The sequence below is a fragment of the Oceaniglobus indicus genome (genome assembly GCF_002751875.1).
In the GTDB taxonomy this organism is placed as follows: Bacteria; Pseudomonadota; Alphaproteobacteria; order Rhodobacterales; family Rhodobacteraceae; genus Oceaniglobus; species Oceaniglobus indicus.
This window is the reverse complement of record NZ_NMZM01000005.1, coordinates 163,835-189,075: the sequence shown is the minus strand read 5'-3', so window position 1 is coordinate 189,075 and position 25,241 is coordinate 163,835. Positions and strand designations below refer to the sequence as shown.

The following is a 25,241-nucleotide window of genomic DNA, read 5'->3' as shown; positions in this document are numbered from 1 at the left end:
GGTCAGATCGCGGCGCAACCCTGACGTAACGCACCCCGCCCTCGTGCCGTGGTGCCCGCTTATTCGCGGTCGTTGTTGCGACCGCTTCCAAAGGATATCCCATGGATTTCGACATGCTGGGCCTTTCGCCCAAACTCACCGCCTCGCTTGCTGCGCAGGGCATCACCGAACCGACCCCGATCCAGAAACAGGCCATTCCCCACGCCATGAACGGGCGCGACGTCATGGGGTTGGCCCAGACCGGCACCGGCAAGACCGCCGCGTTCGGTCTGCCGTTGATCCACGCGCTGACCAAGATCGGCGTGAAGCCGAAGCCGAAATCGGTGAACGGCCTGATTCTGGCGCCGACCCGCGAGCTGGCCAACCAGATCGCCGAAAACCTGCGCGCCTATACCGGCGGGTCGCACCTGTCGGTGGCGATCGTCGTGGGCGGGGTTTCGATCAACCGCCAGATCAACCGGCTTGAGCGCGGTGTCGACCTGTTGGTCGCCACGCCCGGCCGCCTGATGGACCTGTTGGATCGGCGCGCCGTGTCCCTGTCGGATGCGAAATTCCTGGTGCTGGACGAGGCCGACCAGATGCTGGACCTCGGCTTCATCCATGCGCTGCGCAAGATCGCGCCGCTGCTGGCGAAGGACCGCCAGACCATGCTGTTTTCGGCGACCATGCCCAAGCAGATGAACGAGATCGCGTCGGCCTACCTGGTCGATCCGGTCCGTGTCGAGGTTTCGCGCCCCGGCCAGACCGCCGACAACATCACGCAATCGGTGCATTTCATCGCCCAGTCCGAAAAGCAGGGGCTTCTGATGGAGCTGCTGAAAAAGCACCCGGACGAACGTGCCCTTGTCTTCGGGCGCACCAAGCATGGGTCGGAAAAGCTGATGAAGAACCTGGATCGTGCGGGATTTTCGACCGCGTCGATTCACGGTAACAAGAGCCAGGGACAGCGCGACCGCGCCATCGCCGCCTTCAAGGCCGGCACGGTCAAGGTGCTGGTCGCGACCGACGTCGCCGCGCGGGGGATCGACATCCCCGAGGTCATGTTCGTCTACAACTATGACCTGCCCAATGTCGCCGAAAACTATATTCACCGGATCGGACGCACCGCCCGTGCCGGTGCCTCGGGCGCTGCGATCGCCTTTTGCGCACCGGACGAGATGCCATATCTCAAGGATATCGAGAAGGTTGCGAAGCAGTCGATCACGGTCGCCTCGGGACGTCCGTGGGAAGTGACAGGTGCCACCAAACCCGCAGGCAGCCGGCGGCGTGGCGGCGGCGGCGGTGGTCCGCGTCAGAACTTCGGCGGCGGAAAACCCGCCCAGGGCAAGCCGGCCAGCGCGGCACCCAAGCGCCGCCGTCGCCGCGTGGCCTGATCTGGCCGCCATGTGAACAATTCAACGGGCGCCCCGCAATGGGGCGCCCGTTTTCGTGACGGCGCGCTCGATCGCGCCCGGTTCGCGTCGCCAGCTCGACCTGTCGGTTCTGGTTCGCGCCGATGAAAGACGGCTCGCACGGCCCCCGCAGACCGAGACGCCGCGGTGCCTTTCCTGCCTCCAGCGCGCCGCCCTTCCGCCCGGCCCACTTGTGAAACGCACGGCTGTGCCTGGCCCCTGTCGTCAGGGCGCCGTCGGCGCGTCCTGTTCAAAGTCGGCCGGCGGTGCCGTCATCAAGGGTGACTTGCGCTTGTATTCGAACACGGCCTCACCATGCTGGATGCCGCAGGCCACCACGAGGCAGTTGAACATATGGCGCTGCCCGTCATAGAGATCGACGAAACCGCGCAGGCCGGGGGCGTCTTCGGCCGCCAGCACAAAGCCGCGCCCGGTCAGGCGCAGGATCGGGAAGCTGGCCTTGCCCATCTGCACCCGCCACTGGCCATGGCGCGCTTTTGACAGTGCCTGGTGAATCTCGTCCGACAGTTCTTCCAACATCGTCATCCCCCCGGGATCATCACACGCGATGGCGGCGGCACCGGTCAAGCGATGAATGGCCGCATATCCTGACAGACCATGGAAACATGAAACTATTGTGAAGGGGCGCTGGCCGCGCGCCGCGCCTTCGGACGCAGGACATGGGGTATCGCCGGATCATAGAGCGCCGATTCGCGGAAATCCTGCACCTCGCCCAGGACCGGTCCGACCAGGATCAACGCGGTGCGGGTGATCTTTTCGGCCCGCACCTTCGCATGGACGTCGGCCAACGTGGCGCGCAGGAACATCTGGTCGGGCCAGCCGACACGATAGGCCACGATCACCGGGCAATCGGCCCCGTAATGCGGGGTCAGCACCCGTTCGATCTCGCGCAGCGCACGAATCCCCAGGTGGATCGCCAGCGTCGCCCCCGTGCGGGCGAAATTCTCAAGCGTTTCGTTCGGGGGCATCGACGTGGATTTCATCGACACCCGCGTCAGCACGATGGACTGTGCGATTTCCGGCACGGTCAGCTCCTGCCCCAACGCGGCGGCCGCAGCGGCATAGGCCGGCACGCCCGGGATGATCTCATAGGGGATATCATCGGCGCGCAGTCGGCGGATCTGTTCGGCGATCGCACCATAAAGCGACGGATCGCCGGAATGGACACGGGCCACGTCATGCCCCGCGGCATGGGCTTCGAAAATGGCGGCGTGGGTGTCGTCCAGTGTCATGGACGCGGTGTCGCGCACGATGGCACCCACGGGCGCGCCCGCCACCACCTCGGGCGGGACAAGCGATCCGGCATAAAGGCACACGGGACATGCGGCGATCACGCGCTGGGCCTTCAGGGTCAGCAGTTCCGGATCGCCGGGTCCGGCGCCGATGAAAAAGACGGTCATGGAACTGTAAATCCCTGTAATCTGGTAATGCGGCGCGCGGGCCGGGCGGGCGCCTCAGACCTCTTCGATGGTCACCTTGCCCGCGGCGTGGAATGCCAGGTGACCGGCAATCGCCTCCGCTTCGGGTTTCGGCGTCTCATAGCTCCAGGCGGCGTCGCGGATCAGTTCGGACTTGGTCTGAACCGAATAATAGGTGGCATCGCCCTTCAGCGGACAATGGGTGGACGACGATGACGGTTCCAGGAACGCCATGGCGATATCGGCACGCGGAAAATAGACGACGGGCGCGCGGTCCCCCTCGGTCAGTTCCAAAGCGCGCTTGCTTTCGCCGATGACCGCGCCACCGGCCCGCACGACCCATGTTCCGTTCATTGCACGTATCGTGATCGTCGCCATCCGCTTCTCCCGTCATGTTGGTTGATCCCCGACACTAACAGCCCGGGCGCGCCAGAACCATCTTAGATCGCAGCGGTCGCATGCAAGACCCAATCGCGGACGGCACCGTCCAGATGCGGGGTCAGCTTTGCTGCCACCTCGGCGTGATAGGCGTTGAGCCACGCGCGCTCATCCCGCGAAAGCATGGCGGTGTCGACCAGCCGCCGGTCGATGGGCACCCATGTCAGCGTCTCGAACGACAGCATGTCGCGCGCGTCGGCGCCGGGCAGGGGCGGCGCCTGCTGAACGACGATCAGGTTCTCGATCCGGATGCCAAAGGCGCCTTCGCGGTAGTATCCCGGTTCGTTCGACAGGATCATGCCGGGTGCCAGGGCGGTGTCCGAGGCCCGGCTGATCCGCTGTGGCCCCTCGTGCACCGACAGGAAGACACCGACGCCATGGCCCGTGCCGTGATCGTAATCCAGCCCTGCGGTCCACAGCGGAAACCGCGCCAGCGCATCCAGATCCCGCCCCGCCAATCCGCGGGGCCAGCGCGCGCGGCTGATCGCGATCATGCCCTGAAGCACACGGGTGAAACAGGCGCGCTGTTCGTCGTCGGGGGTGCCGATGGCAATGGTGCGGGTGATGTCGGTCGTGCCGTCCAGATACTGGCCGCCCGAATCGACCAGCATCAATTCGCCCGGTGCCAGCGCGCGGTCGCTGTCCTCGGTGACCCGGTAATGCACGATGGCGCCGTTCGGCCCGGACCCCGCGATGGTGTCAAAGCTGATGTCGCGCAAAGCGCCGGTGGCGCGACGAAACCCTTCCAGGGCGCGCACCACGTCGATCTCGGTCACCCGCTTGCCCCGGGTGACGGCCTCGGCCTCGACGTCCAGCCAATGCAGGAAGCCGCACATGGCGATGGCATCGCGCACGTGCGCGGCGCGACTGGCCGTGATTTCGGCGTCGGTCTTGCGCGCCTTGGGCAGAATGCAGGGGTCGTTACCCCATGCGATGTCGACGCCCGCGTCCTCGAGGATCCGCGAGACGGCGCGCGGTGCCGTCGCGCGATCCACCCGGACCGGCCCGCCAAGGGCCGCCAGCGCCGCCTCGAACGAGGCCGGCGGAAAACAGCGCACGGATCCGTCCAGATGCTCGGCGAGCCCGGCGCATTTGGCGGCGTCGGCGAACAGCGACACCGTGGCGTCGTCGTGCAGGATTGCAAACGCCTGCATGATCGGCACCCGCGGCAGATCGGTGCCGCGGATGTTCAGCAACCAACAGATCGAATCGGGCAGCGTCAGGATCGCGGCGGCCTGGCCCGCCTCGCGCAAGGTTGCCGCGATGGCGGAACGCTTGTCGTGGTGGGATCGCCCGGCCAACCGTTCGGGATAGACCTCTGCAACACCCTGCGGCGGGGCAGGGCGGTCTGCCCAGATGCGATCGACCAGGTTGCGAGTGGCGACCATCTCGATGCCGCTCTGCTCCAGGTCGCGGCGCAGGGTGTCGATCTCGTCTGCGGTGTGCAACCACGGATCAAAACCGACCCGCCCGCCCATCGGAAGGTTCTGCACCAACCACGGCGCCGGCTTGGTCTCGGGCCAATGCACCACGCTGAACGCGTCGGCCACCTGGTTGCGCACCTGCACGCGATAGCGGCCATCGACGAATACCCCGGCCACGGCGGGCAGAACGATGCAAAACCCCGCCGAGCCGGTGAATCCGGTTAGCCAGGCCAGTCGATCGTCACAGGGCGCGACGTATTCTCCCTGATGGGCGTCGGCGCGCGGCACCAAGAATCCCTCGAGCCCCGCGTCGGCGATGGCGTGACGCAGATCGGCCAGACGCGGCGGACCCTGCTCGGGACGGCTGGGGGTGTCGAAACTCTGGAACATGCCGCTCCCCTGACTTCTTACCGATCCAAATACTCAGGCAACGCCGGCCAAGACCGCTCAGCTTGCGCGTTTCATGCCGATGACCCGTGCCCGCTTGCGCGGATCCGTGTCGAATAGCGACGCAAGTTGTTCGGTCATGGCACCGGCCAGTTGTTCGACATCGGTAATCGTGACCGCACGGTCGTAATAGCGGGTGACGTCGTGACCGATGCCGATGGCCAACAGTTCCACCTGCTTCTTGCGTTCCACCATGGCGATGACGTCGCGCAGGTGCTTTTCCAGATAGTTGGCGGGGTTCACCGACAGGGTGGAATCGTCCACCGGCGCGCCGTCGGAAATCACCATCAGGATGCGGCGCGATTCCACCCGGTTCGACAGCCGGCGATGGGCCCATTCCAGGGCCTCGCCGTCGATGTTCTCCTTCAACAGGCCCTCTTTCATCATCAGCCCCAGGTTGGGCCGCGCGCGGCGCCAGGGGGCGTCGGCGGATTTGTAGATGATATGGCGCAGATCGTTCAGCCGGCCCGGCGATTGCGGCCGTCCGGCGTTCAGCCAGGCTTCGCGCGCCTGGCCGCCTTTCCAGGCGCGGGTGGTAAAGCCCAGGATCTCGACCTTGACGTGGCACCGCTCCAGCGTGCGGGCCAGGACGTCGGCGCAGATCGCGGCGATGGAAATGGGACGCCCGCGCATCGACCCCGAGTTGTCCAGCAGCAGCGTCACCACGGTATCGCGGAATTCGGTGTCGCGCTCCATCTTGAACGACAGCGGTGTCGTGGGGTTGGCGACGACGCGCGCCAGCCGGCCGGCGTCCAGCGTGCCTTCCTCAAGGTCGAACTCCCAGCTGCGCGACTGCTGGGCCTGAAGCCGGCGCTGAAGCTTGTTGGCCAGCCGCGACACCGCGCCTTTCAGCGGTTCCAGTTGTTGGTCGAGATAGGCGCGCAGGCGTTCCAGTTCGACCGGTTCGGCCAGATCCTCGGCGCGGATCTCCTCGTCATGGGTGTTGTCATACACCTGGTAATTCGGATCGGCCGCCGAGGCGGGCGGCGGTGGCGGCTCCATCGGCGCGTCGCCCTCGGGCATCTCGGCTTCGTCGCCCATCTCGGCGTCGGCCATGTCGTCCATGGTGACGCTGGCCTGCGACGGATCCTGCGTCTGTTCCTGCGAGCTGTCGGGCGCGGCTTCGCTGTCGTCGCTGTCTTCGTCATCGCCGTCGCTGTCGGCGCTGTCGGTATCGTCCGATTCCTCTTCGGCCCCCTGATCGTCGTCGGGGTCTTCCATATCGGGATCGTCGCCCAGTTGATCGCCATATCCCAGGTCTTCGATCACCTTGCGCGCGAAACGGGCGAAATCCGCCTGATCGCCCAGCTTGTCGGACAGGTCTTCCAGGGTGGTGCCGGCCTTGTCCTCGAAATACCCGCGCCACAGGTCCATCACGTTCGCGGCGCCTTCGGGCAGGGCGCGCCCGGTGGCCAGGTGGCGGATCATGTAGCCGGCGGCGACGGACAACGGCACCTCGGACGGCTTGGTGATCTGGGCATATCCCTTGCGCATCGCCTCGTGCGCGATCTTGGCGTCGATGTTGCCCGCAGTGCCGGGCATGGCGCGCGCGCCGACGGCTTCGCAGCGCGCTTCCTCCATCGCCTCATACAGATCGCGGGCCATCTGCCCCTGGGGGGCGTACTTGTTGAACGTGCCGGCATCGTGATGACGGCGGCGCAGGGCATAGGCGTCGGCGGTGCCGCGCGCCAGCATCACCTCGTCGCGGGTCAGGCGGCGTGACACCTGCGGCAGGCGCACCGAATCGTTGGTCATCCCGGGCGGATCGACGGAATAGGTGATCATCATGTCCGGATCGTCAGCCAGCACCTTGGTCGCCTCGGCGAGGGCTTTCTTGAAAGGATCGGCGGGATTTTCAGTGGGCTTGCTCATGCCCGAGATAAAGCACCGCACGGTCGCGGGGGCAAGGGGGCCGCAATATGCGACAAGGGGCGCGGCCCATCGGACCGCGCCCCCCGTACCGTCAGATCGGGCGTGTCGCGCCCGGCTGTCGTCAGTTCGCCGTGGCCGGTGCCGCGGGATCGGCCGCCGGTGCGACCGTGCCGTTCGCGGGCGCGACGGCGCCGGGTGCGGTGGGATCGGCCGGTGTCTGCATCACGTCGCGCGCGGCATCCTGTTCGGCCTTCGAGACGAAGCTCTCGGCTGCTTCCAGATCCTCGCGCGTGGCCGAGGTGATCAGGCGCACATCGCCGTCATCGTCGGTAGTGACCGAAAGCGTCGCCATCTCGACCGCGACATCCTTTTCACCGATGCCGAGGAAGCCGCCGACACCGATCACCGCACCTTCGACGGTTCCGTCGAGCATCACGATCAGGTCGTTGATCTCGCCGATATCGTCGTCGGCGGTCGAATAGACCCGGCTGCCGATCAGGTCGCTGGCCAGAATGGTGTTTTCATCCTGCATCACGATCTGGCCTTCCACGGGCTTGGCCGCCGGCTCGGTGGTGGCGGTCATTGCCGGATCGTTTGCCGCCGCGGTGCCGTCCACGACGGTCTTGCCGTCGGCCGGGTCCATCGGCGCGTTGGTGTCCGCGTCGGGGGTGACGGCCGGCGCGCTGTCCGTCTCTTCGACGGTGGCCGCGGGTGCATCGCTGGCGGTCTGTGCAAAAGCGGCCATCGGCGTCGCCGCAAGGGCTGCGGCCAAGGTAAGGCTGCTGGCGGATTTCATGAACGAAGACATAATGTTACTCCTCATACAGAGCGATCGACGGATGTTCTCGACAATCCATCTGTTCGCGGTTGGAGGAGTAACCGGGCATCTGGCATTTTGGTTGCACGCCACGGCGGAAATCGGCGGAAACGCGCCAACGGCATCGGGCCGATGCCGCCGGCGGGGGGCGCGCCGGGGCGCGGCGCCTCAACCCAGGCTGAGGCTGACCGCGCTTTCGGGCAGTTCTTCGTCGAAACACCGCTGATAGAACTCTGCGACCGTCTCGCGCTCAAGCTCGTCGCACTTGTTCAGGAAGGTCAGGCGGAAGGCATAGCCGACGTCGCGGAAGATGTTGGTGTTCTGCGCCCATGCGATCACGGTGCGCGGCGACATGACGGTCGACAGGTCACCGTTCATGAAGGCGGTGCGGGTCAGGTCGGCAACCGTCACCATCTGGCTGACCGTCTTGCGCCCGGCGGCGGTGTTGAACGATGGCACCTTGCTGATCACGATGGCGGCTTCGGCGTCGTGCGACAGATAGTTCAGCGTCGCCACCAGCGACCAGCGGTCCATCTGGCCCTGGTTGATCTGCTGGGTGCCGTGATACAGGCCGGTCGTGTCGCCCAGGCCCACGGTGTTGGCGGTGGCAAACAGGCGGAAATAGGGGTGCGGCGTGATCACCTTGTTCTGGTCCAGCAGGGTCAGCTTGCCGTCGACTTCCAGCACGCGCTGAATGACGAACATCACATCTGCGCGACCGGCGTCGTATTCGTCGAATACGATGGCGGTCGGGTTGCGCAGGGCCCAGGGCAGGATGCCTTCCTGGAATTCGGTCACCTGCTTGCCGTCGCGCAGCTTGATCGCATCCTTGCCGATCAGGTCGATCCGGCTGATGTGCGAATCCAGGTTCACCCGCACGCAGGGCCAGTTCAGGCGCGCGGCAACCTGTTCGATATGCGTCGATTTGCCCGTGCCGTGATAGCCCTGGATCATGACGCGACGGTTGTGGGCAAAGCCTGCAAGGATCGCCAGCGTGGTATCGGGATCGAACTTGTAGGTCGGATCGAACTCCGGCACGCGGTCGGTCCGTTCGGCAAATCCCCGGACGTGCATGTCGCTGTCCAGCCCGAAAACCTCGCGCAGGTCGATGTCTTCGGTGGGTTTCGCGTGAATGTCGATCGTTCCGTCGGCCATGTGTGTCATCCCTTTCCGGCGCCGTATGACAAGACGCCATCCATCGGCGATTGTGGTGCAACATATCGTGCTGAACCGCAAGGGCGGCGCGGCGGTTTGACGGCGGAAACCCCGCTGTCGAACTCTGTTCTGGCCACAGGCGGGGCGATTTGCTTTACTCCCCCAATTCGGGGAGGCGAAATGAATACACCGCAAGAGATCGAACGCCTGATACTGCGCGCCGCCGATGGCGACCGGCAGGCGTTCATGTCGCTCTACGATCTGACCAGTGCGAAACTCTTCGGCGTCTGCCTGCGTGTGTTGCGGGACAGGGCCGAGGCCGAAGACGTCCTGCAGGATGTCTTCGTCAAGGTCTGGCGCAACGCCGGACGCTATACCGCGAACGGCTTCAGCCCGATGACCTGGCTGATAACCATTGCCCGCAATGGCGCCATCGACCGGCTGCGCGCGAGAAAGGCCAAGGCCGAAAACCTCGACGCGGTCGCGGAACTGCCGGATCACGGCCCCACCCCCGAAGCGGCGGCGGTCGCGGCGTCGGATGCCGCACAGGTGCACAGGTGCCTCGACGAACTGGCCGCCGACAGGGCCGGGGCGGTCAAGGGCGCCTATCTGGACGGCATGACCTATCAGGAGTTGGCGGACACCTATGCCGTGCCGCTGAATACCATGCGAACATGGCTGCGTCGCAGCCTACAGAAACTGAAAGATTGCCTGAGCCAATGATGGACGACGTGGAACCGGAACGTGACGACGCAGTGCTTGCGGGCGAATACGTCCTGCACCTGCTTGATCCGGCCGAGCGCGCGACATTCGAGGCGCGCCTGGACGTCGACGGTGCGTTGCGCGCCGAGGTGGCGCTGTGGGCCGATGCTCTGGCCGACCTCGCCGCTGACGTGCGCCCCGTCGATCCGCCCGCCCGCGTGCGCGCCGCGCTTGAGCGCATGGCCGCGCCGGCCACCGACACCGTGGCGCCGACACGGCGGGGCCGGTCGATCTGGGCGCGCCTCGGGATGCTCGGCGCCGCGGCGGCCATTGCCCTTGCCGTCTTCGTCGGGGTCAACCGCGATGACATCTTCGGTCTGTCGCCGGCCATCTACATCGCCCAGATGCAATCGGAAGACACCGCGTTCCAGGTTCTGGCCGGATACCACCCGGACGAGGCCGCGCTGGTGGTCAACCGTTCGGCCGGCGATATCCCGCCGGGTCGCGTCCTCGAACTCTGGCTGATCGCGCCGGGCGCCGATGCGCCGGTATCGCTGGGCGTGCTGCCCGACGATCCCAAGGTCACCGTCACCATCCCCGAAGACCTGCGCGACGTGCTGCGCGGATCGACCCTCGCGCTCAGCGACGAACCGCCCGGAGGTTCGCCCACCGGTGCGCCCACGGGCAGCGTACTGGCGGCCGGAGCCCTGGCCGACGTCTGATTGTCTTGCGACGGCCGGCTGAAACAATCCGAAAGAAAATCGCGCGGCGCCGAAACTTCCGTGCCGCGCGCTTCGTGGTTCAGGGCAATCCGGTGAACATGCCGGGACACCCAGATGAGGAACTTCAAATGCTTCGCAAGACAATGATCGCCACCACCCTTTCCCTGCTGGCCACCGGTGCCATGGCTGAAAATCCCATGGTGGGCGGCGCCGAAATGCTCGAGTCCAAGACCATCGTCGACAACGCGATGAACTCGCCCATCCACACGACGCTGGTTGCCGCGGTGGTGCAGGCCGGGCTGGTCGACACGCTGAAATCAGAAGGGCCGTTCACCGTGTTCGCACCGACCGACGACGCCTTCGCCATGATCAAGAAGGATTCGCTCAATTCGTTGATGATGGATGAAAACAAGGATCAGCTTGCCAAGATCCTGACGTGCCACGTGGTGTCGGCCAACGCGATGTCCGACGCGATCGCGGGAATGATCGCCGATGACGATGGCAACCACCCGGTGCCGACCGTGGGCGGCTGCACGCTGGCCGCCAAGATGGACGGCGACAAGATCACCCTGACCGACGAAAACGGACGCACCGCCACCGTGACCACGGCGGACGTCAAGCAGTCGAACGGCGTGATCCACGTGATCGACCGGGTCATGCTGCCCAAGCAATAAGCGAAGAACGCCCGCCTGCGTATCGGTGCAGGCGGGCGGCTCAGGCGTCCGGCAGGGCCGTCGGCGCCAGCCGGCCATCCCTTGCCACCGGATACACCCGCTGGCGTTCACCGCTGCCACAGCGGACCACCAGCCAGACGCGGCCCTGGCCCGGCACGGCGATGCAATCGGTCAGCGGTCGCCCGGTTTCGGCGGCATAGCGCTTCGCGTAAACCGAAATCACCTGCGTCTCGGTCATCTCCGCCGCGTCGCGCCCCAGTGAAAACCCCAGCACCGCCGCGCCCAGCGTCAGCATCGCGATGCCCCACAGCAAGGCCCGCGGCAGCACGACGCGGCGCCTCACCGCGACGCCTCGCGCCGCTGCCCTTCGGCAACCCTATGATGTTTTCCCGACACCTTCTGATCGCACCCTTTCGTGACCGGCCGACAGCCGGTGCGCCGCCCCGATGCTGACACAGCGTCCGATCCCCTGTCGAGATCCACCAAAGTGGCGGCTGGCCGGGCCCCAGGTTTTTTCTTGCCATAAATACTCATCAGCCGTCGCACCATACACCGGCCCTCGATCGCTGTGCACTGGTGTTTGCCCTTTTCGGATGGCGGTCCTAGGCTGCGCCGGACCGCAGCGCAAAACACGAGGCCGGACATGCTCAGAAACGACGCACTTGATCAATGGGACCGCGCGTCCCTCCTTCACCCCGCGACCCACTGGGCGCAGCACAGTCGCGGCGAAAGCCCGACGCGGATCATGACCGGCGCCAAGGATTCCCACGTCACCGATCGCGACGGCAACCGGATGCTCGACGGGTTCGCCGGTCTTTACTGCGTCAACATCGGCTATGGTCGCCCCGAGGTGGCCGAGGCGATCGCCAAGCAGGCGCACGAGCTGGCCTATTACCACTCCTACGTGGGTCACAGCACCGAGGCAGCAATCACCTTGGCCCACATGGTGGCCGAACGTACGCCGGCCCACCTGAACAAGGTCTATTTCGGGCTCGGCGGCTCGGACGCGAACGAAACCAACGTGAAACTGGTCTGGGCGATGAACAACATCCTCGGGCGGCCCGAAAAGCGAAAGATCATCTCGCGCTGGCGCGGCTATCACGGATCGGGCCTGGTCACCGGATCGCTGACGGGGCTTCATCTGTTTCACAAGACGTTCAATCTGCCGTTGCCAGGCTTCCTGCATGCCGACGCGCCGTATTTCTATCGCCGCGAGGACCGGTCGATGGACGAGGCGGCGTTCACCGCCCACCTGGTCGCCAACCTGGAATCGATCATCGAAGCCGAGGGCGCCGATACGATCGCGGCCTTCTGGGCCGAACCTTTGCTGGGCACCGGCGGCATCGTCGCACCGCCCGAGGGGTATTGGGACGCGGTGCAGGCCGTGTTGAAAAAGCACGACATCCTGCTGGTCGCGGACGAGGTGGTGACAGGTTTCGGGCGGATGGGCACGATGTTCGGCTCCGAATACTACGGCATGAAGCCCGACATCATGACCATCGCCAAGGGGCTGACCTCGGCCTATGCACCGCTGTCGGGTTCGGTGATCTCCGACGAGGTGGCGGCGGTTCTGGAACGCGGAACCGACGAGAACGGCACCATGGGCCATGGCTGGACCTATTCGGCCCATCCCATCGGTGCCGCGGCCGGAATCGCCAACCTCAAGGTGCTGGACGACCTGAAGCTGATCGACAACGTCAACGACGTCGGCCCCTACCTGATCCGCCAGATGCAGGCGGCCGTGGGGGATCATCCGAACGTCGGCGAAGTGCGTGGCGACGGCATGTTGTGCGCCGTCGAACTGGTCGAGGATCGTGATGACCGGGTGTTCTTCGATCCCAACCGCAAGATCAGCGCCCAGGTGGTCGCCGCCATGGCCGAACGCAACGTCATCGCGCGGGCCATGCCCCAAGGCGACATCCTGGGATATTCGCCGCCGCTGTGCCTGACCCGGGACGAGGCCGACACGTTGGTCACCGTGACGAAGGACGCCATCGACCAGGTGTTCGCCACGATCTGACCCACGGTCGTGCACCGGCCCGGCTTTGATTGCGACCGCGCAGCGGGGCGGCCTGATGGCCCGCCTCACCCCTGTCGTGTCGCGGGAGCGAGGGGCGGTTCAGACGATCCGCCCCGCGCCCACCGGTGGCCGGAAAATTGCCGTGCATCCGAAAACCACGCTCTCGGGCTGCACGGTGGTCTTGACCTCGGGGTGCGATTCCTCTAGCGACGAGATGTCCGAGCGGGCGTTGTGTAATGGTAAGACCTCAGCCTTCCAAGCTGATGACGCGGGTTCGATTCCCGCCGCCCGCTCCAGACATTCCCCCTGACGTGACAATCGAACGGTGAGGGCCGCCCGCCCTTTTTTCGTGCGAGGGTGTCGAAAAACACCTGATCCTTCGGCTTGCCCTGTGCGCCGTGCACCGTATAGCCTGCGTCGAAACGATAAAGACCGATCAGGGAGACGGGAATGATGTTACGGACAGGTGCGCTTTGCGCGACTTTGGCTGCCGGACTGGTTGGCGGCGCGCTGGCCGAACCGGTCAAGGTGGGGATGATCACCACCCTGTCAGGCGGCGGCGCCGGCCTTGGCATCGACGTGCGTGACGGTTTCATGCTGGCCGTGAAACAGGCCGACAACCCGGACCTGAGCGTCGTGATCGAGGATGATCAGCGCAAGCCCGACGTCGCCGTGCAACTGGCCGACCGGATGATCCAGTCGGAAAAGGTCGACGTGCTGACCGGTATCGTCTGGTCCAACCTGGCGATGGCCGTGGTGCCGTCGGCAGTGGCGCAGGGCAAATTCTATCTTTCGCCCAATGCGGGGCCGTCGCAACTGGCCGGGCGGGGCTGCAACAAGAACTATTTCAACGTCGCATGGCAGAACGACAACCTGCACGAGGCGGCGGGCGCCTATGCCAATGACGCGGGCCTTGCCAACAGCTTCCTGCTGGCGCCGAACTATCCGGCCGGCAAGGACGCGCTGACCGGCTATCGGCGGGAATACGAGGGCGCGGTCGCGGGCGAAATCTATACCCAGCTGGGACAGACCGATTACGCCGCGGAAATCGCCCAGATCCGGGCCAGCGGCGCCGATTCCGTGTTCTTCTTCCTGCCCGGCGGCATGGGCATCTCGTTCCTCAAGCAATACGCCGACAGCGGCGTCGATCTGCCCGTGGTCGGCCCGGCGTTCAGCTTCGATCAGGGGATCCTGCAGGCGGTCGGCGATGCGGCGCTGGGCGTGAAGAACACCTCGCAATGGTCCAGGGATCTGGACAACGCGGCGAACGTCGCCTTCGTCGACGCCTTCGTCGCGGAATATGACCGTTTGCCATCGCTCTATGCATCGCAGGGTTTCGACACCGCCAACCTTCTGCTCAGCGCCATGGACAAGGCCGACGTCAGCGACGCCGATGCCTTCCGCGCGGCCCTGAAAGAGGCGGATTTCGACAGCACCCGCGGCGCATTCCGGTTCAACACCAACCACCACCCGATTCAGGACATCTATGTGCGCGAGGTGATCCGGGACGGCGATGTGTTCACCAACAAGATCGTCGGAACGGCCCTGACCGATCACGGCGACGCCTATGCCGCCGATTGCAAGATGTGATCAGGGGATAAGCCGTTTGACGATCCGATCCACGCGCGTGCCGTCGGCCAGCGGCACGCCGATGAACCTGTCATGATCCACGAACCCCATCTTGCCGTAATAGGCCAGCCCGCCGGTGTTGTCCGCCCGGATCCTTGCCATGATGGCGGCCAGGCCCGCGTCGCGGGCGGCCTGCCGCGTCGCGGCGAACAGGGCGCGTCCGACGCCCGGCACCTTGGGCTCTGCGCGCGCGAAGGTGGCGATGTCGCCGTGATCGTTTGGAAATCCGTCGATATGCGACAGCCATTGAACGCCGGCGACGATACCGCTGTCGTCCAGCGCGACGTGGCACGCGATCAGGCGGGCGGGATCGAACACCATGTCGGCCACGCCGGCCGCGTCCAGTTCACGCTCCAGCGCGGTGGTCCCGCCGGCGCGGATCAGCGGATTGAGAATGTCGGCGATGGCGGCGGCGTCATCAGGGGTGGCAGGACGGATCGTCGGAGTCATCTGGCGGCTTCCTTTCGCATGGGCCGCAGCCATACATCGACGCGGCGAAAACGGCCATGAGCGCGGTCCTGCTGGCCGAACAGATCCTGAACGGTTTGCAGTTCGGGGTGATGCTGTTCCTCATGTCCGCCGGGCTGACCCTGGTGTTCGGGGTCATGGGGCTGATCAACCTTGCCCACGGATCGCTCTACATGATCGGGGCCTTCGCGGCGGCGGCCGTCGCCGGGGCAACCGGATCGTTCCTGCTGGCCCTGGTCGCCGCGCTGGCGGCGGCGGCGGCGGCGGGGGCGCTGGTGGAGATGCTGGTGATCCGGCGTCTGTATGATCGCGACCACCTGGACCAGGTGCTGGCGACCTTTGCGCTGATCCTGATCTTTTCCGAAGGCACGCGCTGGGTGTTCGGATCGTTTCCGCTGTTCCTCGACATTCCGCCATGGTTGTCGGGGCCGGTGACATTGCCCGGCGGCATCCAGTATCCGACCTATCGGCTGGTGCTGATCGGTGTCGGGCTGGCGGTGGCCGGTGCGCTGGGCCTGCTGATCACGCGCACCCGTCTTGGCATCCGTATTCGCGCCGGTGAGTCCGACCGCGAGATGATCGCCGCCCTCGGCGTGGACATTCGCCGCCTCTATACCATCGTGTTCGCGCTGGGTGCCGCGCTGGCCGGCCTGGCCGGGGCGCTGGTCGGCGCGATCCAGTCAGTGCAGGTCGGCATGGGCGAGCCGGTGCTGATCCTGGCCTTCGTGGTGATCGTGATCGGCGGTATCGGGTCGATCCGGGGCGCGCTGGTCGGCGCGCTGTTGGTGGGGCTGACGGATACGCTGGGCGGTCTGTTCCTGCCGCGACTGTTCGCCCTGGTGATGGAGCCGTCCGCCGCCGCCTCGGTCGGCTCGGCGCTGGCGTCGATGGCGATCTATATCCTGATGGCGGGTGTCCTGATCTGGCGACCCACGGGTCTTTACGGGGCGCGGGCATGAGGCGTGAAACCCTGTTCAACACCGCGCTTTGCCTCGGGCTGGTGGCGTTTCCGCTGTGGGCGCAGGCCACCGATCAGCCGTTTCTGATCACGCTGGCGACGCGCGCCGTGATCCTTGCATTGGCCGGTGTCGGGCTGAACATCGCGCTGGGCCTTGGCGGTCTGGTCAGCCTGGGGCACGCGGCGTTCTTCGGGATCGGCGGCTATGCCATGGGCATCCTGGCCAGCCACGCGCAGAATTACGATCCGCTGATCGAATGGCCGCTGTCGATCGAAGGCACCACGTCGATGCCGGTGATCTGGCTGATCGCGCTGGCGGCCTCGGCCCTTGCGGCGCTGGCGATCGGCGCGCTCAGCCTGCGGACCTCGGGCGTGTATTTCATCATGATCACGCTCGCCTTCGGGCAGATGTTCTATTACTTCGCGATCTCCTGGCCGGCCTATGGCGGGGAGGACGGCCTGTCGATCTATGTCCGAAACGGATTTCCGGGCCTGAATACGCTGGACCCCCTGACATTCTATGGCCTGTCCCTGGCGATGCTGGCGCTGGGCCTGGTGGTGGCGTGGCAACTGGCGCGCAGCCCGTTCGGCCTGGCCCTGAACGCGGCGCGGCAATCGGCGATGCGGGCACGGACGGTCGGCCTGTCCCCCTATGGCTTGCGGCTGACCGCCTTTGTCATCTCGGGCACGCTGACCGGATTGGCGGGCGCGCTGTTCGCCGATCTTAACCGTTTCGTAAGTCCGACCATGTTCAGTTGGCAAACCAGTGGCGAAATCGTGGTGTTCGTCATCCTCGGCGGTGTGGCACGGCTGTTCGGCCCGGTGGCGGGGGCGGTTCTGTTCGTGACGCTGGAACATGTGTTGGGCGGTGTGTCCGACTATTGGCACATCTATCTGGGCGCGCTGCTTCTGGGTGTCGTGCTGTTCGCGCGCGGCGGGCTGATCGGGTCGATCTGCGGGCCGGCGGTGCGCCATGACTGATCCGGTGCTGGCGGTGCGCGGCCTGTGCAAGCGCTTTGGCGCGCTCGCGGCAAGCCGGGACATATCGTTCGACCTGCGGCAGGGTGAAATCCACGCGCTGATCGGGCCGAACGGGGCGGGCAAGTCGACGCTGATCGCGCAACTGGCGGGGGGGCTGAAGCCCGACGCCGGACAGGTGATACTGAACGGCGATGACGTCACCGCGCTGGACACGGCGGCACGGGCACGGCGCGGATTGGCGCGGACCTTCCAGGTGTCGGACCTGGCGGGCGAGGATACCGTGCTGCAAAACGCCGTGCTGGGCGCGTTGGGCGCCACCGGTCGTCGCCCCCGGCTGTTCGGCAATGCCCTGGGGCCAGGCGCGCTGCGTGGGCGGGCGCACGCGGCGCTGGAGCGGACCGGGCTGGGCGATGTCGCCGCGCAGCGCGTCGCGGACCTGTCGCACGGGCAGCGGCGGTTGTTGGAAATCGCCGTCGCGCTGACCCTGTCACCCCGGGTCTTCGTGATGGACGAACCCATGGCCGGGCTGGACGGCGCGGGCGCATTGCGGTTGCGCGCGATGCTGGCGGGACTGAAGGCCGAGGCGCCGATCCTTCTGGTCGAACACGACATGGACGCGGTGTTCGCGCTGGCCGACCGGATCAGCGTTCTGGTCGAGGGGCGGATCATCGCCACCGGCACGGTGGACGAGGTGCGCGTCGATGTCGATGTGCGCCGTGCCTATCTGGGGGATGCGCCATGACCCTTTTGCGCATGGAGGGCATCGCCGCGTCCTATGGTGCGGCCCGCGCCCTGTTCGACGTGCGGCTTGATCTGGACACGGGTCAGGTCGTCGCACTGATGGGACGCAACGGCATGGGCAAGACCACGACGATCCGCGCGCTGTTCGGCCTGATCCCGATCACAGGCGGTCAGATCCTGTTCGACGGCCGCAACCTGCGCGGAATGCCCGCCCATGCCCGCGCGCAGGCCGGTCTGGGCTTGGTCCCCGAGGGGCGGCGCTGTTTCGCGCCGCTGACGGTGCGCGAGAACCTGATCGCCGCGGCCCGCCCCGGACCATGGGACATGGCGCGCGTGACCGGCCTTTTTCCGCGCCTCGGCGAACGCTCCGGACAGCGGGCGGCATCGCTGTCGGGGGGCGAGCAGCAGATGCTGGCCATCGGTCGCGCCTTGATGACCAACCCCCGTATCCTGGTGCTGGACGAGGCGACCGAGGGGCTGGCCCCGCTTGTCCGCCAGGAAATCTGGGACGCGATAACGACGTTGAAGGCGGCGGGCCTGTCGATCCTGGTGGTGGACAAATCGCTCGCCGATCTGCACCGGGTTGCGGATGCGGGGGTGATCCTTGAACGCGGTGCCACGGTCTGGGCCGGGGCGATGGAGGCTTTGCCGCCGGATGTCGCGACGCGGTATCTCGGGGTTTGATCCGCCCCGGCCGTCGACGTCGGTGCGCTGCGGTGTCACGAACAGATGCCGCCCACCCGGGCCGTCGGGTCGGGCAGGGTGACATGGGTGGCAGGCACGGCGCTGTGGCGCTGAATGTCGGGGAAATACGGCGCCAGCAGGTCATACAGCCGCTTCGTCCGCGCGCCCTCGGGGTCCAGCGTGCGGCAACAGACGAATTCCTCGACGATGCCGCCCTGTTGTTCATAGCCGAAGTCCAGAAAACCGACGCTGTCCGACAGATCGAACAGATACGGATCGGCGTCGGAATGTTCCGCGGCGGCCTTCAGCGGATGATAGCCGGTGATCGCGCGGTTCTGCCATTGCCAGACATGGGTCAGTTCGTGCGCGACGAGCATCGCGGCGGCCAATGACATCTGTTCGGGGTACCGGGGCAGGTAATCGTCACGATACAGCCGTTCGGCCACGAACAGGCGATTGAACAGCACGAACGCCGCCGTCGATGTGCGGATTTCGCCGGTCTCGGGGCGGCGAATCCTTTCGCGACAGGTGACGGCCGGGCGCGGCGGACGGGTGTGCACCACGTTGCCGATCAGCGCGCCCCGGGTGACCTGAACGCGCGTCGTGTCCAGCGTATCACCCTGAATTGTCCGTGCGAAATCCCGCTCGGCGTCCGTCAGGGGACGGGCGCAGGCCGACAGCAACAACAGCACAAGGATCAGACGCATGGCCAGACGTTAGCGCCCGGTGGCGCGCTTGGCGAGAGATGTCGCACCGGGCGTCGCCCATGCGTTCGCAGGCCTCGTGGCGCGGACCCGAGCGCACCCGATTGGAGCGAGACCGCCGATACATGATCTGCATCATTGCACCCGGGCGCGGGACGTGGTGGGTTCACGGGGATGTTAACCCGACGAACAGGACACGCCATGCGCCGCTATGCCCTTCTTCTTCCCTTCGTGGCCGCCGCGGTCGTCGCCGCCTGCACCCCGCCGCCAGTCGAGGTGGGGCGCGGCCTTTACAACGATGTCTGCGCGGCCTGCCACGGCGCCACCGGCAAGGGAGACGGTCGCCTTGCGGGCGACCTCGGCCAGCGCCCGCCCGATTTGACCATGCTGACCGCCCGCAATGGCGGCGTATTCCCGCAAGCCGCGGTCATGGGCGTGATCGACGGCTATCACCGCCGCGACGATCCGCACGGCGAAATGCCGGTGTTCGGCGACCTGTTGGCCGAGGGCAACCTGGTGGGCGTCGACACCGGCGACGGCCGCCTGACCCCGACCCCCGAACGCCTGGTGGCGCTGGCCGCCTATGTCGAGCGGTTGCAGAAGTAACGCGGCCAAGGTGCGCGGCCAGCGCCCCGTCGTAGGCCGTGCGGCGTTGGCTGCCGCGAAGGGTACGCCGGGCGGCAACGCTTGATCGGATCCCGGATCGGCCGCATCCTGAAGCCGGAACGCGCCCGCTCCGGGGGCGTCGGCAACAGGAGAACGATGCGATGACCCGATATGTATTGGCCATGTTTCTCGTCCTTTGCACGGGCGCGGCCAGCGCCCAGACCTGCACGACGATCCGCTTCGCGCCGGGCACCTCATCGGGTGAGGTTTCCGGTCAGGTGATCGAAAACAAGCCCATGTGCTTCACCTTCGAATCCGGCGCCGGACAAACCGCCCGCCTGCAACTCTCCGGCAGCGACAACGCCTGTTTCACGATCCGCGACGTCGTGGATTGTCAGGACGACTACAGCTTCCGGACGCAAAGCCGCGCCTACGAAGTCGGCGTGTTCCAGTTGTTTGCGGCGGCGGCCTACGAACAGTTTACGTTGAGGTTATCGATTCGGTAGAGGTGGATTTGATTTCGGCTAGAGACTTGCCAAAGGAGAAGGGAAGGGACAACATAGGGTTTAGCGTTGTTATTGTTTCGCGTTAGGCCTTTGAATAGTTTGAATCGCGACGCTATGGTTGCTTCGGGAATACTCCATGAGGCGTTGCCGGGAGATTTTCGGGCATCTGGCGCAATTGCATGAAGCCTTTTAGAAAATGTTCTACATCCCGTTCTTTCGTATCGCTGTTGTCAATGATCCATTCCAACGCATCGAGAAAGTTCCTGTCGTTAACGTTTGAAAAAAGGAATGCTGAATGTGTCCAGCCAGTCACCTGCAAGGAGTAATCTGTAGGTGGATCACTTCTTATTTCATAGTTTGCTTCGAAAAGTGGATTAAATAAAAGTGGCAGCTGCCGCGCATGTTGTTCATAAAAAGAAAACCTAGACTGAATCTTTGAGTTATCAGATAGATGCTGGCGCCAAGTCTTTCCATCGGATATTTCCTCAAGAGGAACGCAGAGACGCCGGAGAATAAAACACAAAGCATCGAACTTTTGAAGGTCGTATGGTGTTTTGAACCCTCCGCGCTCACGGTACCTCTCCTGAGGAGCCCCCAACTTTTCAAATCTGGAAATAACGCTTAAAGCCGTTTCAGGGTAATAGTTCTCTGGATGCGCCGATTGATCCAAGCCTTCGGGTTGAGTAATTCTCTCGGGGATCAGATCGCTTGCATAGCCTCGCATTGTTTTAAATCCGTTTTCAAGCTTATGACCAAATTGGGCAGATCTTCGATTGAGTAGATTCGCGCATTTAATGTATTTTTCAATTGCCTGACCCGCATGCCATCCAAACTGACTATGAAATCCAAAGAACCACATAATTCGTGCGGTTATGTAATCCTCTTCGGCAGGGCGGAAATAAAGCCGTTCGCAAATTTTTGCCCGAAAATTGAAGTGTCGTTCAGCATCGGGAAAACCTGTTGCGACTATTGACTCAAACGTCCAACTCCTCCACGAACTGCGCGTTCTCCGAGATATACTGGAACCGCAACTCCGGCTTTTTGCCCATCAACCGCTCCACCAGGTCGCCGGTTTCGCCCGTCACGTCCTCGTCTATCGTGACGCGGATCAGCTTGCGGGTGTCCGGGTCCATGGTGGTTTCCTTCAGGTCCTTGGCATCCATTTCGCCGAGGCCCTTGAAGCGTGAGACGTCGATCTTGCCCTTGCCGCCAAGGCCCTTGGCCAGCCACATGTCCTTTTCCGTCTCGTCGATGCAATAGACCCGTTTCGCCCCCTGGGTCAGGCGGAACAGCGGCGGGCAGGCCAGGTACAGGTGGCCGTTGTCGATCAGCGGGCGCATCTGGGCGAAGAAGAACGTCATCAGCAGCGACGCGATATGGGCGCCGTCGACGTCGGCATCGGTCATGATGATGATCTTGTCATAGCGCAGGTCGGACAGGTTGAACTTGGTCCCCATGCCGACGCCCAGCGCCTCGCAGAGGTCGGAAATCTCAGCGTTGCTGCCCAGTTTCGACGATGCGGCGCCCAGCACGTTCAGGATCTTGCCCTTCAGCGGCAACAGGGCCTGGGTTTCGCGGCGCCGTGCGCCCTTGGCCGATCCGCCGGCCGAATCGCCCTCGACGATGAACAATTCGGTGCCCGTGCGGTCCTTGGAGGTGCAGTCGGTCAGCTTGCCGGGCAGGCGCAGTTTCTTGGTCGCGGTTTTCCTCTGCGTCTCTTTCTCCTGGCGGCGGCGCATCCGCTCCTCGGCGCGCAGCACGAGGAAGTCGAGGATCGCGCCTGCCGCCTTGGTGTCGGCCGCCAGCCAGTTGTCGAAGTGGTCGCGCACCGCGCCTTCCACCAGACGGCCCGCCTCGGTGGTGGCCAGCCGGTCCTTGGTCTGGCCGACGAATTCGGGTTCCGCGATGAAACACGACACCAGGGCGCAGCCGCCGCCGGTCAGGTCGTCGCGGGTGATGTCCTTGGCCTTCTTGTTGTTGATCAGATCGCCATAGGCCCGGATGCCTTTCAGGATCGCGGCCCAGAAGCCGGCTTCGTGGGTGCCGCCCTCGGGTGTGGGCACCGTGTTGCAATAGGATTGCGTGAAGCCGTCGCGCACCGGGGTCCAGTTGATCGCCCATTCGACCGAACCGGGCTGGTTGAACTTCTCGGCAAAGCTGACCTTGCCCGCGAACGGCTTGTCGGAATAGGTGACCGCCCCGTTCAGCGTTTCGTTCAGGTAATCGGCCAGCCCGCCGGGGAAGTGGAAGGTGGCTTCCACAGGGGTTTCGCCGTCGTCGATGGCGGATTTCCAGCGGATCTCGACACCCGAGAACAGGTAGGCCTTGGAGCGGATGGATTTGAACAGGCGCGCGGGCTTGAAGCGATGGTTGCCGAAGATCTGTTCGTCGGCGTGGAAGGTCACGGTCGTGCCGCGCCGGTTGGGGGCGGCGCCTATCTTCTGCACAGGGCCCTGGGGGATGCCGCGCGAAAAGCTCTGCTCGTAGAGTTCGCGGTTGCGCGCGACCTGCACGACCATGGAATCGGACAGCGCATTGACGACCGAGGCGCCGACGCCGTGCAGACCGCCCGACGTCTGATAGGCCTTGCCGGAAAACTTGCCGCCCGCGTGCAGGGTGCACAGGATGACTTCGAGCGCGGACTTGTCGGGAAACTTCGGGTGCGGGTCGATGGGGATGCCGCGCCCGTTGTCCTTGATGGTGACCGAGTAATCGGCGTGGAGTTCAACCTCGATCCGGTTGGCGTGGCCCGCCACCGCCTCGTCCATCGAATTGTCCAGCACTTCGGCCACAAGGTGGTGCAGCGCGCGCTCGTCCGTGCCGCCGATATACATGCCCGGCCGCTTGCGCACCGGCTCGAGCCCTTCCAGCACCTCGATCGACGAGGCGTCATAGACGGGTTCGGGGGTGCCGGAAAGAAGATCGTCGGCCATGGGCTGGCTCCTGTTCTTGACTGCTTTGGCGCAGTCTAGGGCAGGGCGCAGTGGGGGGAAAGGTGCAGTGGTGCGCGCAATGCCACGCTGACGCTGCGGCGACGCCATGATTTCGCCGCCGGCGTCGGCCAATCTGGGCGCGCAATCGTGAAAGGGGCAACGGCCCGATGACCCACGGAGTGTTCTATGAACTCGCGCGGCGGCGCCGCCAGCTGGCGCTGGCCCGGCTTCGCCGCGGCGCGACCGTCTGGCAGGCGATCCCGGCCCGTGCGCGGGCGCCAAGGGTGACGCGGGCGGCGATGCTGCGGCTGATGGCGCGCTGATCCGCCCATGACGCCGTCACGTTCTTGCCCCGCGGCGCAGTCTGCGGCAAGACAAGCGCATGATGCGCACCGGTATTGCCCTGGCCCTGCTTGTTGCCCTGTCGCTGCCCCACAGCGCACAGGCGCACCCCCATCTGTTCGTCGATACCGGCCTGTCGCCCGTCTATGATGGCGAGGGACGGCTGGCGGGGGTCCGGGTCGTCTGGATCTATGATGAGTTCTATTCCCTGCTGATGGTCGAGGATCGCGGCATGGACCCCGATGGCGACGGCCGCCTGACCCCGGCCGAGGCGACCGCGCTGGCGGGGTTCGACCAACGGCCCGAGGACGGGTTCACCGGCACCACGCGCGCCTATCAGGACGGTCGCGCCCTGGCGTTGGGCCCGCCGCTGGATCCGGTGGTGGTGATGGCGGAGGGGCGCCTTGCGTCAAGCCATCTGCGCCTGTTGCACGAGCCTCCGGGCCCGGGGCCGGTCGATCTGCGCACCTTCGATCCGACCTATTACGCGGCGTTCGATCTGACGCTGAGCGTGCGCCCGGAAGGACAGTCGCCCTGTCGCGCCGAAAAGGTCGAGGCCGATACCGATGCCGCGAACAAGGTGCTGCAAGCGATCCGGTCGAAGCTGCCGGATCGCGAGTCCAGCGACGATGATTTCCCCGAAGTCGGGGAAGATTATGCCGATACCTTGCGGGTGACATGCGCCGCACCGTCCTGATTCCGGCGTTCGGCGCCATCGTCCTGGCCATCGCGGCGTTTTGGGCGGCGGGCGGGATCGACACGCTTGCCGCCATGGCCGAATCGGGTCAGCGGCATTTTCAGAACGCCATGGCCGGCGCGCTGCGCGCGTTGCGGGCCGGCGATCCCGGTGCGTTCATGGCGCTGCTCGGCGTCTGCTTTGGCTATGGCGTGCTGCATGCCGCGGGGCCGGGCCACGGCAAGGCGGTGATCGGCGGCTATGGCGTGGCGCGCCGGGTCGCGGCCCGCCGTCTGGCGATCATCGCCGTCGCCGCGAGCCTTGCGCAATCGCTGACGGCGGTTGTGCTGGTCGGCACCGGTGTGCTGGTCCTCGGATGGTCGCGCGAACGGATGGTCGATGTCGCGGAAACCCTGTTCGCCCCGCTCAGTTACGGGGCCATCGGCCTTCTGGGGCTCTGGCTGATGTGGCGGGGCGGGCGGCGGCTGTGGGCCTTGCAACAGGCCGCGGGTCATCACCACGCCGGTGATGGCGGCCCGTGCCCCTCGTGCGGCCATCGCCATGGCCCCGATCCGGGTCAGGTCGGCGAGATCCGGTCGCTGCGGGACGCCGCGCTTCTGATTGCCGGGATCGCCATGCGCCCCTGCACCGGTGCGCTGTTCCTGTTGATCGTGACCTGGCGGATGGACGTGTTCGCCGCCGGCATCGCCGGAACGTTTGCCATGGGTCTGGGCACCGCATCGGTGACTGTCGCTGTGGCCCTGTCCGCGGTCGGGTTCCGGGCCGGCGCGCTGGCGTCCCTAGGCGGCGGACGGGCCGCGCGCGTCGCCATGCCGTTGCTTGAATGTCTGGCCGGAAGCGCCGTGGCCCTTGCGGCTTTCGTCTTGGTCTCGCGCAGCCTGGCCGGCTGAC

At 65.5% G+C, this 25,241-nt stretch carries 27 protein-coding genes and 1 tRNA gene; 16 read left to right on the top strand and 12 right to left on the bottom strand.

Going from position 1 to position 25,241, the window contains the following annotated elements; all coding sequences use genetic code 11:
• Positions 1-101: 101 nt before the first annotated feature.
• The gene (locus CFP68_RS09815) at positions 102-1,373 is read left to right on the top strand and encodes a DEAD/DEAH box helicase (RefSeq protein ID WP_099826738.1); all 1,272 of its coding nucleotides are present in this window, start codon (positions 102-104) and stop codon (positions 1,371-1,373) included.
• Between the two features lie 243 nt (positions 1,374-1,616).
• Here CFP68_RS09815 and CFP68_RS09810 read toward each other — a convergent pair whose 3' ends face one another.
• The 7 genes from CFP68_RS09810 to cobS all read right to left on the bottom strand — a co-directional run bounded on the left by CFP68_RS09810 (position 1,617) and on the right by cobS (position 8,983).
• Positions 1,617-1,937 carry a hypothetical protein gene (locus CFP68_RS09810; RefSeq protein WP_145953429.1) on the bottom strand — a complete coding sequence of 107 codons (321 nt, stop codon included), beginning with the start codon at positions 1,935-1,937 and terminating at the stop codon, positions 1,617-1,619.
• A gap of 86 nt (positions 1,938-2,023) precedes the next feature.
• Positions 2,024-2,812, bottom strand: coding sequence for a precorrin-4 C(11)-methyltransferase (cobM, locus tag CFP68_RS09805; protein ID WP_099826736.1), 789 nt, complete (start codon positions 2,810-2,812; stop codon positions 2,024-2,026).
• Between the two features lie 54 nt (positions 2,813-2,866).
• Entirely contained in the window at positions 2,867-3,208 is a 342-nt protein-coding gene (locus tag CFP68_RS09800) for a DUF427 domain-containing protein (RefSeq protein WP_099826735.1), read from the bottom strand.
• A gap of 62 nt (positions 3,209-3,270) precedes the next feature.
• The gene (locus CFP68_RS09795) at positions 3,271-5,082 is read right to left on the bottom strand and encodes an aminopeptidase P family protein (protein WP_099826734.1); all 1,812 of its coding nucleotides are present in this window, start codon (positions 5,080-5,082) and stop codon (positions 3,271-3,273) included.
• A 57-nt stretch (positions 5,083-5,139) separates the two neighbouring features.
• Complete coding sequence (gene cobT, locus CFP68_RS09790) at positions 5,140-7,011, bottom strand: cobaltochelatase subunit CobT (RefSeq protein WP_099826733.1); 1,872 nt, start codon at positions 7,009-7,011, stop codon at positions 5,140-5,142.
• Between the two features lie 121 nt (positions 7,012-7,132).
• Positions 7,133-7,819: a PRC-barrel domain-containing protein gene (locus CFP68_RS09785; protein ID WP_099826732.1), complete on the bottom strand. Its 687-nt coding sequence runs from the start codon at positions 7,817-7,819 to the stop codon at positions 7,133-7,135.
• Positions 7,820-7,996: 177 nt separating this feature from the next.
• A complete protein-coding gene (gene cobS / locus CFP68_RS09780) occupies positions 7,997-8,983 on the bottom strand; it encodes a cobaltochelatase subunit CobS (protein WP_099826874.1) in 987 nt (328 codons plus the stop codon).
• Positions 8,984-9,163: 180 nt separating this feature from the next.
• Between cobS and CFP68_RS09775 the strand changes: the two genes are divergently transcribed.
• From CFP68_RS09775 to CFP68_RS09765, 3 genes are all read left to right on the top strand, one after another.
• Positions 9,164-9,706: a sigma-70 family RNA polymerase sigma factor gene (locus CFP68_RS09775; protein ID WP_099826731.1), complete on the top strand. Its 543-nt coding sequence runs from the start codon at positions 9,164-9,166 to the stop codon at positions 9,704-9,706.
• Complete coding sequence (locus tag CFP68_RS09770) at positions 9,703-10,407, top strand: anti-sigma factor (protein WP_158234153.1); 705 nt, start codon at positions 9,703-9,705, stop codon at positions 10,405-10,407. The genes CFP68_RS09775 and CFP68_RS09770 overlap by 4 nt, the downstream gene beginning before the upstream one ends.
• A 128-nt stretch (positions 10,408-10,535) precedes the next feature.
• Entirely contained in the window at positions 10,536-11,081 is a 546-nt protein-coding gene (locus CFP68_RS09765; RefSeq protein WP_206601903.1) for a fasciclin domain-containing protein, read from the top strand.
• 40 nt (positions 11,082-11,121) lie between these two features.
• Here the strand turns inward: CFP68_RS09765 and CFP68_RS09760 are convergent, their stop codons facing one another.
• Positions 11,122-11,424 (bottom strand): hypothetical protein, encoded by a 303-nt coding sequence (locus CFP68_RS09760; protein ID WP_099826729.1) that lies wholly within the window; start codon positions 11,422-11,424, stop codon positions 11,122-11,124.
• Between the two features lie 300 nt (positions 11,425-11,724).
• Between CFP68_RS09760 and CFP68_RS09755 the strand changes: the two genes are divergently transcribed.
• From CFP68_RS09755 to CFP68_RS09745, 3 genes are all read left to right on the top strand, one after another.
• Entirely contained in the window at positions 11,725-13,101 is a 1,377-nt protein-coding gene (locus CFP68_RS09755) for an aminotransferase class III-fold pyridoxal phosphate-dependent enzyme (protein WP_099826728.1), read from the top strand.
• Positions 13,102-13,323: 222 nt separating this feature from the next.
• Positions 13,324-13,397 (top strand) — tRNA-Gly (locus CFP68_RS09750).
• A gap of 154 nt (positions 13,398-13,551) precedes the next feature.
• Complete coding sequence (locus tag CFP68_RS09745; RefSeq protein ID WP_099826727.1) at positions 13,552-14,691, top strand: ABC transporter substrate-binding protein; 1,140 nt, start codon at positions 13,552-13,554, stop codon at positions 14,689-14,691.
• Here CFP68_RS09745 and CFP68_RS09740 read toward each other — a convergent pair whose 3' ends face one another.
• On the bottom strand, positions 14,692-15,180 hold the full coding sequence (locus CFP68_RS09740) for a GNAT family N-acetyltransferase (RefSeq protein ID WP_099826872.1): 489 nt from the start codon (positions 15,178-15,180) through the stop codon (positions 14,692-14,694). It lies immediately after the preceding gene.
• A gap of 56 nt (positions 15,181-15,236) precedes the next feature.
• On the opposite strand from CFP68_RS09740, the gene CFP68_RS09735 reads away from it, so the two are divergent.
• The 4 genes from CFP68_RS09735 to CFP68_RS09720 are packed head-to-tail and all read left to right on the top strand — an operon-like array spanning position 15,237 to position 18,562.
• Complete coding sequence (locus tag CFP68_RS09735; protein WP_099826726.1) at positions 15,237-16,157, top strand: branched-chain amino acid ABC transporter permease; 921 nt, start codon at positions 15,237-15,239, stop codon at positions 16,155-16,157.
• On the top strand, positions 16,154-17,137 hold the full coding sequence (locus CFP68_RS09730) for a branched-chain amino acid ABC transporter permease (RefSeq protein WP_099826725.1): 984 nt from the start codon (positions 16,154-16,156) through the stop codon (positions 17,135-17,137). The genes CFP68_RS09735 and CFP68_RS09730 overlap by 4 nt, the downstream gene beginning before the upstream one ends.
• Positions 17,130-17,879: an ABC transporter ATP-binding protein gene (locus tag CFP68_RS09725; RefSeq protein ID WP_099826724.1), complete on the top strand. Its 750-nt coding sequence runs from the start codon at positions 17,130-17,132 to the stop codon at positions 17,877-17,879. Before CFP68_RS09730 ends, CFP68_RS09725 begins: the two co-directional genes overlap by 8 nt.
• On the top strand, positions 17,876-18,562 hold the full coding sequence (locus tag CFP68_RS09720; protein WP_099826723.1) for an ABC transporter ATP-binding protein: 687 nt from the start codon (positions 17,876-17,878) through the stop codon (positions 18,560-18,562). The genes CFP68_RS09725 and CFP68_RS09720 overlap by 4 nt, the downstream gene beginning before the upstream one ends.
• Before the next feature lie 35 nt (positions 18,563-18,597).
• Here the strand turns inward: CFP68_RS09720 and CFP68_RS09715 are convergent, their stop codons facing one another.
• Positions 18,598-19,269, bottom strand: a complete 672-nt coding sequence (locus CFP68_RS09715) for a hypothetical protein (RefSeq protein ID WP_099826722.1) — start codon at positions 19,267-19,269, stop codon at positions 18,598-18,600.
• 198 nt (positions 19,270-19,467) lie between these two features.
• Between CFP68_RS09715 and CFP68_RS09710 the strand changes: the two genes are divergently transcribed.
• Positions 19,468-19,872, top strand: coding sequence for a c-type cytochrome (locus CFP68_RS09710; RefSeq protein ID WP_099826721.1), 405 nt, complete (start codon positions 19,468-19,470; stop codon positions 19,870-19,872).
• Positions 19,873-20,054: 182 nt separating this feature from the next.
• Positions 20,055-20,378, top strand: a complete 324-nt coding sequence (locus CFP68_RS09705) for a hypothetical protein (RefSeq protein ID WP_241524041.1) — start codon at positions 20,055-20,057, stop codon at positions 20,376-20,378.
• Between the two features lie 112 nt (positions 20,379-20,490).
• On the opposite strand, the gene CFP68_RS17890 is transcribed toward CFP68_RS09705, so the two are convergent.
• Entirely contained in the window at positions 20,491-21,102 is a 612-nt protein-coding gene (locus CFP68_RS17890) for a hypothetical protein (RefSeq protein WP_145953428.1), read from the bottom strand.
• 250 nt (positions 21,103-21,352) lie between these two features.
• Positions 21,353-23,311 carry a DNA topoisomerase IV subunit B gene (gene parE, locus CFP68_RS09700; RefSeq protein WP_099826719.1) on the bottom strand — a complete coding sequence of 653 codons (1,959 nt, stop codon included), beginning with the start codon at positions 23,309-23,311 and terminating at the stop codon, positions 21,353-21,355.
• Positions 23,312-23,478: 167 nt separating this feature from the next.
• Here parE and CFP68_RS18095 point away from each other — a divergent pair, with 167 nt between their 5' ends.
• The 3 genes from CFP68_RS18095 to CFP68_RS09690 are packed head-to-tail and all read left to right on the top strand — an operon-like array spanning position 23,479 to position 25,240.
• Positions 23,479-23,634 carry a hypothetical protein gene (locus CFP68_RS18095; RefSeq protein ID WP_158234151.1) on the top strand — a complete coding sequence of 52 codons (156 nt, stop codon included), beginning with the start codon at positions 23,479-23,481 and terminating at the stop codon, positions 23,632-23,634.
• A 59-nt stretch (positions 23,635-23,693) separates the two neighbouring features.
• Positions 23,694-24,350: a DUF1007 family protein gene (locus CFP68_RS09695; RefSeq protein WP_099826718.1), complete on the top strand. Its 657-nt coding sequence runs from the start codon at positions 23,694-23,696 to the stop codon at positions 24,348-24,350.
• On the top strand, positions 24,332-25,240 hold the full coding sequence (locus CFP68_RS09690; protein WP_099826717.1) for a nickel/cobalt transporter: 909 nt from the start codon (positions 24,332-24,334) through the stop codon (positions 25,238-25,240). The genes CFP68_RS09695 and CFP68_RS09690 overlap by 19 nt, the downstream gene beginning before the upstream one ends.
• Position 25,241: the final 1 nt, after the last annotated feature.